Consider the following 11931-nt stretch of genomic DNA (forward strand, 5'->3'; position numbering starts at 1 on the left):
TTGGTGCAATTTTAGCGATCAGCAGCCCTAATATTTGAATGTTCAACACGCCCTAATATCAATTTAATTATAGGAATAAAAAACCTGTGAGACGTTTTTTTTATACCATTAACACTAATACTGATAATATTCTCTCTCTACCTAAATTACATACCTTACCCTTAGGCAGCGAGATCGAATTACCAGAGAATATCGTGCATCATTGGTGCCGCGTATTACGGGCAAATGTTGGTGAAAAAGGTGTATTATTTGATGGCTTTGGTGGCGAATATCAGGTACAACTAGAAAATATAAATAAAAAATCAGCGACGGCTACCTTATTGATGCAGCTATCTGATGATAAAGCTGCACCTATTTTTAGTAAAATCGGTCTGGTCATGAGTCGCGGTGAACGCATGGACTATGCGATTCAAAAATCAACAGAGCTTGGCGTCACTGCTATCCAGTTATTAAGTAGTCATCATGGTGAGGTCAATCTAAAACCTGCACAAGTTGGGAAAAAACTGGCTCATTGGCAGCAAGTGGCTATAGCGGCTTGCGAACAGTGCGGACTCAATCGTCCACCACTTATTTTGTCACCTATCTCTATTAATGACTGGTTATACAACCCAGCAGACACCGTCGTTAGCCCTATAGTAGCTGATCTCAGTCAAGATTCTTATTACCAAGTACTACAGCAGCCAGCCGACTTACGTATGCAGTTGAGCGTACCAAAAAAAGGACAGCCCGCGATGCCTGAGTCACTGTTAGCCACCCTGGCACAATCAGCGCCTTATATTGAGCTACTCATTGGCCCTGAAGGAGGACTCAGCGACGATGAACGTCAAAAAGCAGCAGAAATTGGTTTTCAACCTTGGCAAATCGGTAAAAGGGTTTTGCGTACTGAAACTGCACCAGTGGTTGCATTAGCAACCTTACATGCTTTGAGCTATTAATTATCAAATACTAAATAGTGTTGAATATTCAGCACGACTAAAACAGGTAAACTTATCTAGGACATATTTGATACTGCAGCTATGGCACTGATGAAGACTATTTTTTAGACCCTTTGACGTTAAAAATAGTAAATTTAGTTATTCTAAGTGTCTATGTCTAACCATAAAATGGTAAAAAGAGTGCTTTCTCTACGAGTTGGTACTAAAACTGCTCCACATTAGTTATAAAGTTCGCTACGGCACGAGCATTAGCATTATTTTACGCCTTGCTTGGAGCCGTATTAGTAAGCAGCAGTGCTTATTTGGGAATATCAAACACACCCTATTATTTTATTTTGCCATTATGAGTCCAATTATGACTAATGCCACTGCCATTCCAGTCTCAGATAAACAGCAAATACTGGCACAGTTATGCGAGCAACTTGATGACGCTATCTTTATTTTAGATGCCAACTTGTGCTATTTATCGGTTAATGCCTGTTATGAAATGACGATTGGCTATAATGAGTCTTTTTTGCTTGGACGACCGCTTGGTATTTATGCGGCAAAATTTTTATCAGCAGATGAAGGGTCGATTTTAGCGGATATCACTAGCCACCTAAACAGTAGTGGCTTTTATGAAAAACACTTTGCAATGGCAAATCGATATGGGCAAGTCATTGATTGCCATATGACTTATCGTAAGATATGTATCGAGCAGACTGTGTACTACGTAGGTATGGTTCGTGATATGTCAGCAGCTATTAAAGATCAAAAAAAAGTGGCTCATTTACTCAATTATAATCAGGTCACAGGCCTACCCAACCGTAAAGTGTTTTTGAGTAAAACCAATGATTTATTATTAGATACTTACCAAGAAATCGCTATTGTACGTTTGAATATTGATCGTTATCGTAGCCTCGCAAGCCTACTAGGCCCTGATGGCATTAATACGTTGATAAAAAGCTTTGTCACGCGTATTAAAAACCTTCAACTGGATTATCTGACCTGTTTTTCCCATTTTGGTGGTGATGATTTTGTCTTGGTATTCGAATGCCCTGATGCCAATATAGTACGTCAGCAGCTAGACAGCTTAATGCAAATATGTGAACGCCCTTTCTCCTCAGACAAAACAGAGGCAAATATATACTGCCATATTTCCGTTGGTGCCAGTTACTTTCCCAAAGATGATGATGAATTGACTGGATTATTGGCCAAGGCTGAAAAAGCGCTGCATTATGTCAAAAAACAAGGTGGAGAAGATATCTGCTGGTATGACACATCGATTGATGAAGCCACTATCGGCAACTGGCAGTTAGAATCTGAGCTTAGAACTGCAGCTGCTGAAGGTCAGTTTATTCCTTATTACCAACCAAAATTTGAGTTAGCTACTGGTATTATCACAGGCTTTGAGGCTTTAGTACGCTGGCAACATCCGACTCGCGGACTACTGCGTCCAATACATTTCATCGATGCTATTATCACTCATAAATTATCATTTGAACTATTCTCACAAATGGCGGTTCAAATCGCCAAGCAACTGTCTATTTGGCAAGAGCAAGGTTTTTGTCAACATATCTGCATCAATGCTGACGCCACTGAATTTAGCCATCCTAACTTTTTTAAGATGGTACGCAATCTTCTTATACAACATAATATTTCTGCGACGCAATTACATATTGAAGTAACTGAATCTTCTCTAATCCAACGCCATAGTAAAGTAAAAAAACAACTGGGTTTACTCAAAGAACTGGGGATATACCTTGCCCTAGATGACTTTGGTACTGGTTATGCCTCCTTGAGCTATCTACAAGAATATCCATTTGATTTTATTAAAGTTGACAAAAGCTTTATCTCTGATATTGATAACAATCAAACTCAATACGCCATCGTAAAAGCCATTCTAGATTTGGGTACGGCGCTTGATATGCAAATCATCGCTGAAGGCATCGAGACCGAACAGCAGCGTGATGTACTGTTATCAATGGGCTGTAAACAAGGTCAGGGTTATTGGCTGAGTAGACCTGTGGCAGCTGATGCTGCAACCAAAATGTTGATTGAGCAGTACCGTACTCATTAACGCCTATTCGATTATGACTTAATATTACTAATATTTTCATCTGCTTATTTGCCTCAACTTTTGATGCCTAGCTTTGATTGTATAACCGATGCAAGGTAGGTTCATGACTTATCAGTGCTGTCACCAAACTTGTATAATTTCCCATGAACGCCTATCTTTTATAGTGAATTTGTCAGGTCTTATTGAGACTTCAGTTGACTCTGGCAATCATTATTCTTTTCAATACGATTTTATATAATCAACAACTCAGTCCATCTACGTTATTGCCTAGCATTTGTTTAGGCACGTTAGATTGAAATAGCCACACCTGTACGGCGTCGGACGGTGCAGTTAGATGACTATTCTTGACTTTGCTTGATTACATTCCAAAAAGGACAGGAAGTTATGCAATATAAAGCGCCCTTACGTGATATTCAATTCGTGATGCATGAGTTACTTGACAGTGAAAGCCACTATAAAACCTTACCAGCCTTTCAAGAAGCTGATCGTGAGTTGATGGATAGTCTGTTCGAGATGGCTGCAAGCTTTGCTGAAAATGAACTATCACCATTGAACCAAAGCGGTGATGCTGAAGGCTGTAAGTTCGATAACGGTACTGTCACTACACCAAAAGGTTTTAAAGAAGCTTATACAGCGTTTTGTGAGCTCGGCTTCCCTGCTTTGTCTGCTGAAGAAGACTTCGGTGGGCAAAACATGCCTTTTTCATTGTCTACTGTCATTAATGAAATGGTGGGTACAGCCAACTGGTCATTCTCTATGTATCCTGGCCTATCGCATGGTGCCATTCAAACCATCGAACACCATGGTACTGACGCTCAAAAACAAACCTATTTAGAAAAAATGGTCACTGGCGAATGGTCAGGCACCATGTGCCTTACTGAGGCCCACGCCGGTTCGGATTTAGGGATTATTCGTACCAAAGCTGAGCCTAAGGAAGATGGCAGCTATAGTATCACTGGTCAGAAAATTTTTATCTCTGCAGGTGAGCATGATCTGACTAGCAACATCATTCACATTGTCTTAGCCCGTCTACCAGGCGCGCCTGCTGGCACCAAAGGTATCTCATTATTTATCGTTCCTAAAGTAACGGTCAATGAAGATGGTAGTTTAGGCGAAGGTAATAATGTCGTTTGCGGCTCTATCGAGCATAAAATGGGTATCAAAGCTTCTGCCACTTGTGTCATGAACTTTGATGGTGCAACAGGTTATCTGATTGGCCCAGAAAACCGTGGTCTACAGTGTATGTTTACCTTTATGAATGTGGCACGTATCGGTACTGCCGTTCAAGGTTTAACAGCTGCAGAGTATGCATTCCAAGGCTCATTGACTTATGCAAAAGACCGCTTAGCAATGCGTTCGTTATCAGGTGTTAAAGCACCAAAGAAAGCAGCTGACCCTATCATTGTACATCCAGCTGTTCGTAACATGCTATTGACCGAAAAAGCCTTTGCAGAAGGTGGTCGTGCCCTAGTCTATTACCTCTCACACTTTGCTGATGTTGTCGCAAAAGGCGAAGGTGAAGATCTTAAGTTTGCTGACCAAATGTTGTCACTACTGACACCAATTGCTAAAGCATTCCTGACAGAAACTGGTCTAGAAGCGGCCAATCATGGCGTGCAGGTATATGGTGGTCATGGCTTTATCAGCGAATGGGGTATGGAACAAAACGTACGTGATACACGCATCTCTTGCTTATACGAAGGAACAACAGAAATTCAAGCACTTGATTTGCTTGGTCGTAAAGTATTGGGCTCACAGGGCAAACTACTTGCCAACTTTGTCAACATCATTCAAAAATTCTGTGACGAAAACAAAGAAAATGATGAGATGGGTCAATTCATTCGCCCACTTGCCAAACACCTTAAAGAATGGGGCGACCTCACTGCACGTATTGGCATGCAAGCAACTGAAAACCCTGATGCGGTCGGCGGCGCTGCTGTTGACTACATGTACTTCAGTGGCTATGTCACTCTAGCCTATTTATGGGCTCGTATGGCATTAATCGCCCAGACCGCTATTGCTGAGGGCACTAGCGAAAAAGCATTCTACGATGCTAAAGTCAAAACTGCTCAGTTCTACTTTGCTAAGCTGTTGCCACGTACCACTACCCACGTACAACGTATCGGCACTGGTGTAGAGCCATACATGAGCATGGATGTTGATCAGTTCGCCTTTTAATTAAAGCGCTAAAAGTCATACTAATATACTCTTGAGCGGCAATATACTTCGGTATGTTGCCGCTTTATTTTTGCATACGTTTGTGATGACCCTTAACATATAGTCAGAGAAGTCTAAAACAGCTACAAGGCAGCCGACCGCAAATTGTACATATAGTACCTCTAGGGAGGGTAACACCGTAGCGGTTTAGTATGGTCAAAGTATTTTTAAATCGCTACAGTGCTGCTGGGATAAATTTTTCGCAGCCTCTGTGAATACAGCAAGCAAGTAAAGTTTGTACCAGTAGCACCATAATACAATCGTATCGGTTTTATGTTTTTTTGACTATAGTTCGCGGACTATAGATCAACAGGACTTAGTCAGCAGTGACTGTCTGCAAATACCGACCCATCTATCTTTCCACATAACAAGCATCACTGCGATGCCTCTCAGTACTTCAATAGTCGTTGCTAACTTTTAGTGCACGCACGATTCACGAACAAATACACTTGCGCGCAAGCTTATTTGTTAAACTTTGATTATGAGTGAATCAAGTTAAATCAGAAAAACAAATTATTATCTTATCAATTTTATTTATTTGACCAAAGGAATGTTTATGGCTGTTTATAATGCCCCTCTTAATGATATGCGTTTCATTCTAAATGACGTATTTAAAGCATCAGAATTTTGGCAAAACAACGAAAACTTAGCTCATGTTGACATTGAAACCGTTGATATGGTCTTAGAAGAAATGGCAAAACTGTCAAAAAACATTTTATTGCCTATTAATCGTAGCGGTGATGAAGAAGGCGCAACCTTTCACGGTGATGGCGTGGTCACGACGCCAACTGGATTTAAAGAGGCTTACAAACAGTTTGCCGAATCAGGTTGGGTTGGCTTAAGCGGTAATGCTGAATACGGTGGTCAAGGTTTTCCCAAAATGGTCACTATGTTGACTGAAGAAATGGTTTTCACTGCCAACCAATCGTTTGCGCTTTATCCAAACCTGACCGTTGGTGCCACACTTTGCCTAAACGCAGCCGCTTCTGAAGAACAAAAACAGACTTATCTAGAAAAAATGTATAACGGTGAATGGGCTGGTACCATGTGCTTAACTGAGCCACATGCTGGTACTGACCTAGGTATTATCAAAACCAAAGCTGTGCCTAACGATGACGGTAGCTATGATATCTCTGGTACCAAAATCTTTATTACTGGTGGCGAGCATGACCTAACTGACAACATCATACACTTAGTATTGGCAAAAACCCCTAATGCACCGGAAGGTTCAAAAGGCATCTCACTATTTGTGGTACCAAAATTCTTGGTCAATGACGATGGTAGTTTAGGCGAGCGCAATACATTGGCAGTTGGTTCTATCGAACACAAAATGGGTATCAAAGCATCGGCCACTTGTGTCATGAACTTTGATAGCGCAAAAGGCTGGATGGTGGGTGCAGAAAACACTGGTCTGTCTTCAATGTTCATTATGATGAATTATGAGCGCGTAACGATGGGTTTACAAGGACTCGGCGGTTCTGAACTTGCTTATCAAAACGCTGCTTTATATGCCAATGACCGTGGTCAAGGCCGCAGCGATACACAAATTCAAAGCCCAGAGAAACCAGCTGATGCCATCATCCATCATGCTGATGTGCGCCGTATGCTCTTAAATGCTAAAGCCAACACTGAAGCGTCACGCTGCTTTGCGATGTACGTGGCCAAAAATCTTGATGAAGAAAAATTTAGTACCGATCCTGATTCAGCAAAAGCCGCTGCTGCTCGTGTTGCATTACTAACACCCGTTGCGAAAGCATTTTTGACAGATAAAGCGCTAGAGGCCACTGTAGATTGCCAGCAGGTATTTGGTGGTCACGGCTATATCCGCGAATGGGGTATGGAACAAATCGTTCGTGATACGCGTATCGCCCAGATCTACGAAGGCACAAATGGTATTCAAGCACTTGATTTATTAGGTCGTAAAGTGGCTCGCAATAATGGCAAATATATCACTCACTTCTTAGGTGAGATTCGTGACTTTGTCAATAATATGCAAGCAGATCATGGTATCAAACAAGCGACGCTAGACGCAGCAGATACAATCGAAGCGTTAACCACGACTGTACTGAGCAATATTAGCGATCGTAAAAGTGAAATTAATGGCTGTGCCGTTGATTATATGCATGCCTTTGGTTATCTAGCTTACTCGTACATGTTTGCTTTAATGGTCGAAGCGGCTAACGGTAAAGAAGGTGGTTTTTACACCAACAAAGCCAAGCTTGCAGACTATTTCGTGGGGCGTATCTTGCCACGTATCAATGCTCATGCACAGATGGTCAAAGCTGGTAGTGATCCGATGATGAATTTTGATCTTGACTACTTTGATGTACCCGCCAGCTAAGTTATTATCATAGATAATATTCAAAAAAAAGGACAGCCATATAAGCTGTCCTTTTTTTTGCCAAAATAACTCTCATCATAATTTCTAACAAAATAATTGACTATCAATATGTGACTAAGATAAAAATAACGTACAATAAATCGTCGTTCGCATTAAATAAAAGTCTGATTAAATCTTTATAAATCATACTTATTTTGATCAATTATATGATAAAAACTACTAAAACAATCATAACAAAAGGTACGACGTGTCAGAAATGAAACATATTCTACAGCAAATTACGGCCTTGAGTGATGTACCTGATCCCTCAGTATTAAAGCGCCTAATAGATGCACTACGGGTAGGTGATAAAGAACCTGCACTGGCCAACGAAAATATTCAGTCCCTTATTGATATCCTGCGCCAACATCCAGAATATGCTGATGGGCTCTCTAGCTTTGTCCTCAAGATCATCATTCAGTATCGCCAAATTGCACTATATACCGACACTGGTATCATGTCAGACCAAGGGTTTTTCAATAGCTTACGCCGTTTAATCGGTCATCGTATTTTGCCGATATTACCGCAAGAAGACTCCGTGGTTGAATTGGTCGGCTATTTGTTCAATAAAAGCACTGATGAGCGCTGGCTCGCTAATATTAAAGAAGAGAAATGGGACGAATTGGTAGAGGTACTAAAAGTCGAAGAGAAGCATTTAGACTTAGTCGCCAATGTGAAAAACAGTATTTTAAACGCTATTATTATTTTATCTTATCGCATCAGTGGTATTGGTTTGCATCCTGATTTGATGGACTCTTACCCACAGATGCTGAATTACTCAGCGGCATTTGTTGCGCAGAACCAAGAAGCGGTACTATTCGTCAATGAATATAGACAAGCACATGAGCTTGATACCTTAACAGATATTACTCCCGAGCAAGCCGTTGATCCGGCGCCTTTGTTGGTAATGATTGAGCAGTGCGAAGATATCGTTGCCACGGTACGCAAACGTATTTATAAAACAGGTATCTCAATTCGTTTGACTAATATGATGCTACGCTTAGATCAAAGCTTACAACGTATGCGTGTCTTAACAGAGCTAGTGACAAATGATGATCAAAAGCGTGATCGCGCTGTGATTGATCTGATACAAACACTGATTAAGACTGCCAATCGCCGCTATAGCATTGGTTATTTGATTAATAACAATACTAAGCTGCTCTCTCGTAAAGTCACTGAAAATGCCAGCCGTGTTGGTGAGCATTACATCAGTACCGATAGAGTCGGCTATCGAAAAATGTTTAAAAAAGCCTCTATTGGTGGCTTCATGATTGCGTTTATGGCTACTATTAAAATACTAGCCTATCAGTTGGCGCTTGCTCCAATGGGACGTGCCTTTGTCAATAGCATGATTTATGGACTGGGTTTCGTCTTTATCCATGTCATCCGCGGTACTGTCGCGACCAAACAGCCAGCTATGACTGCAGCTGCTATTGCTTCTACCATATCTGAAAGCTCAGGTAAAAAATCCCACCAATTGACCAAGCTATCAGAATTAGTCGTCGATATTCTACGTACTCAGTTTATTGCCATCATGGGTAACGTGATGCTAGCAGTGCCTGTCGCTCTTCTCATCTCATTTGCATGGCTACAGTATACAGGCGTACCGATGATTGACACTGAAAAAGCGGAACATTTGCTCCATGATCTTGATCCTTTTCAGTCACTAGCACTCCCCCATGCTGCCATCGCTGGTGTGTATTTATTTCTAGCAGGTTTGATAGCTGGTTACTACGATAATTTGGCCGTTTACAACAATGTAGGTGCACGTATTCAACGTCATAAACTCCTCAAGTTTATACTACCCAAGACATGGCTCACTCGTTTAGGGGGCTTTGTAGAAGCCAATCTCGGTGCCATTATGGGTAATTTCTTGTTCGGGGTATTCTTAGGCAGTACAGCAACGATTGGCTATATTTTCGGACTACCCATCGATATTCGCCATATTGCATTTGCCTCGGCGAATTTGGCACATGGTTTATTTAATATATCCGCTGATGATATGAGTTGGAGCATTATTTTAATATCGATACTTGGCGTCGCACTTATCGGTATCGTCAACCTGCTAGTGAGTTTTTCCTTAGCACTGTTTGTCGCGCTACGCTCTAAAGAAGTGAAATTTTTTGAATGGAGTCGTTTGACTAAACTGGTCTTTGGTCACATCATTAGTCACCCTTCTGACTTCTTTTGGCCACGTGACAAACCAATGAAGTACGCACGTATCGATAGTCAAGGGCATATGATATTTGACGATACCTCAGCGCAGAGAAATGGCAAAACATTACCCAGTAATTATGTCGTACGACGCTTGTCTGATGTCAGGATCTTACCTGAGTCCAAGCAAGGTAATTCCCAGCATCCTCAAACAAACACTGATATATACTATGATAATCAACCTGGGGGCGACCACGCACAAGCTCACGCTCCTTCTCACAATACTGTTGACCTTGACGATAGTTTGATGGATGAAGAGCTCAATAGTGTGCCCTATACTGACGATATTCAATATAATCAAACACCAAATGATTTTGATAGTGATAATAACCATGCGGAATCTTCTGTGAGCGATACCAAAACATCGTTACCAAAGCCTAAAAAACCACCAAACCTGCCCAGTTAATATTGCAGATGTGGTGGTTTTGGACTTGGTCAGCTGTTGGTATTAAAGTTATTTACTATACGATTTAGCAAGGTCATTTCCCAACTCTGACACTGACACCAAAAAGCCGAGCGTATTTGAGTATGCCTATAGCAAATTCAAATACGCTCGGCTCCCTAGTGAATTTTCAAGATTTGCCATAAGCTAATGGTTTACGTTAGTGGCGTAACTTCATTCTTTAGGTATACTAAACTTACCTGATATCGTAACAACAATCCAAAAAATAATACTGACCGCCGAAAGTCCTATCAGCACGGATGGTGTATAAGTGACAAACCATAATTCGAGCGCACCAATCGTTAGAAAAGCACTGATAGTACCTATAAAAAATAAAATCAGATACTTAAAAAGAGAATTAATTCTAAAATTAAAACGTTTTAAAATGACTCCAACTATTATGGCGACCAAAGCAAATACAACAGTTAATAGCAAAGTTGCTACCACTGCTGTAAAAATTTTAACCGGCGCCTTCATAAAAAATGCCGCTAATACTAACAACGACATCACTAACATACTAACCATCATTATGACACCTACAAAATGACTTATCATAAACTCATTTTTCTTAGGCATTCTTACCGTAATGAAAGGTGCCTTACTAATGTTGGTGTGCTCATTATTCATGTAGAATCCAGTGGTGCATTAAAATTATGCTCAGGAGATAGAGTAAAAGTAAAAGCCAAATAAAAACACCATAAAAAGCTGTGGTCAGCAGAACGACTAATGTAAGATGGCAAGTTTCAATTCATTGATGATCACCCCTTAAGCTACCAAGGATGTCATTTTTAAATAGATAATAGAATACGATTGGCAAATGCTCAAAGTGAGGTGCTAGAAAACAACTATCACTTTAGAATAAACACTGTCATCTGCACGTCCAATATTTATCTTGTTTCTTGGTTACAAGCACTCTCGATCCCAATAATTGGCTTTTAAATTGGGTAAATTAGTAACCTTGTTCGTTTAGTTCCCTATATTTATAAGTACTGTTTGACTCCCTATACAAGTATTGATCTGCCAGATAGAACCTCAACGTATATAGGCTGTTCATATAATTCAAGGCTATTGATATCATGCACTACTTCAGCGTTTCTACTCTTGTGAAAGGTGAAAGTTGCAAACTTTCCAACCTCATCGTCTTGAAAACCTATGGTCAAATTAACGCTCTCTAAAGGGAAGTCTATAAGCCATTTTTTCTTAAATTTGTTAGAAAATATGATGGACTGGATGAACGGGTCTTGGTCTGTAAAATCTTCTATATGAAACCTATTAGTCGAAACTTCATAACCCGAAAAATCGGTAAACTCTTTTTCAATCTCATATTTTTCACTTAAACAGCGAGTATAGCTTGAAGGGAATATTTTTTCTAGAAAAATGCAGTCACCTATCGGCAAAAACCCTTCTTTTAAGATAAGACCTAACTCCTTATCTAATGTACCTTCTCGTATTTCACTTTCGTTAACATCTAGAAACTCTTTCATTATTAGATTGGTGTAAATCATAGCTTTCCCCTAAATCTCTTATTAATCCAGTGCAGGCGCTATTAATAATATCTTAGATTAACACATGAAGTGCAATACCAAATGCAAGGTGAAAAAAAGACCTAGATGCGCTAGCATCAAAGTTTTTATCCACCGACCAAAGTGAGATTGCAACCATGAGCTATACACATCTAAGCCTA

The 11931-nt window shown here is 40.4% G+C and carries 7 protein-coding genes; 5 read left to right on the forward strand and 2 right to left on the reverse strand.

Going from position 1 to position 11931, the window contains the following annotated elements; all coding sequences use genetic code 11:
• Window positions 1–86 precede the first annotated feature (86 nt).
• The 5 genes from EI164_RS11080 to EI164_RS11100 all read left to right on the forward strand — a co-directional run bounded on the left by EI164_RS11080 (window position 87) and on the right by EI164_RS11100 (window position 10211).
• The gene (locus tag EI164_RS11080; protein ID WP_192520021.1) at window positions 87–935 is read left to right on the forward strand and encodes a 16S rRNA (uracil(1498)-N(3))-methyltransferase; all 849 of its coding nucleotides are present in this window, start codon (window positions 87–89) and stop codon (window positions 933–935) included.
• 355 nt (window positions 936–1290) lie between these two features.
• Entirely contained in the window at window positions 1291–2994 is a 1704-nt protein-coding gene (locus EI164_RS11085; RefSeq protein WP_192520022.1) for a putative bifunctional diguanylate cyclase/phosphodiesterase, read from the forward strand.
• Between the two features lie 384 nt (window positions 2995–3378).
• Window positions 3379–5172 (forward strand): acyl-CoA dehydrogenase C-terminal domain-containing protein, encoded by a 1794-nt coding sequence (locus EI164_RS11090; RefSeq protein ID WP_192520023.1) that lies wholly within the window; start codon window positions 3379–3381, stop codon window positions 5170–5172.
• 595 nt (window positions 5173–5767) lie between these two features.
• On the forward strand, window positions 5768–7552 hold the full coding sequence (locus EI164_RS11095) for an acyl-CoA dehydrogenase C-terminal domain-containing protein (protein ID WP_192520024.1): 1785 nt from the start codon (window positions 5768–5770) through the stop codon (window positions 7550–7552).
• A gap of 247 nt (window positions 7553–7799) precedes the next feature.
• Window positions 7800–10211: a site-specific recombinase gene (locus EI164_RS11100; protein ID WP_192520025.1), complete on the forward strand. Its 2412-nt coding sequence runs from the start codon at window positions 7800–7802 to the stop codon at window positions 10209–10211.
• Between the two features lie 210 nt (window positions 10212–10421).
• On the opposite strand, the gene EI164_RS11105 is transcribed toward EI164_RS11100, so the two are convergent.
• Together EI164_RS11105 and EI164_RS11110 are read right to left on the reverse strand one after the other, a co-directional pair.
• Window positions 10422–10874 (reverse strand): hypothetical protein, encoded by a 453-nt coding sequence (locus EI164_RS11105; RefSeq protein ID WP_192520026.1) that lies wholly within the window; start codon window positions 10872–10874, stop codon window positions 10422–10424.
• A 374-nt stretch (window positions 10875–11248) separates the two neighbouring features.
• Window positions 11249–11752 (reverse strand): hypothetical protein, encoded by a 504-nt coding sequence (locus tag EI164_RS11110; protein ID WP_192520027.1) that lies wholly within the window; start codon window positions 11750–11752, stop codon window positions 11249–11251.
• Window positions 11753–11931 lie beyond the last annotated feature (179 nt).

The sequence above is a fragment of the Psychrobacter sp. FME13 genome, from assembly GCF_014861395.1.
Classification (GTDB): Bacteria; Pseudomonadota; Gammaproteobacteria; order Pseudomonadales; family Moraxellaceae; genus Psychrobacter.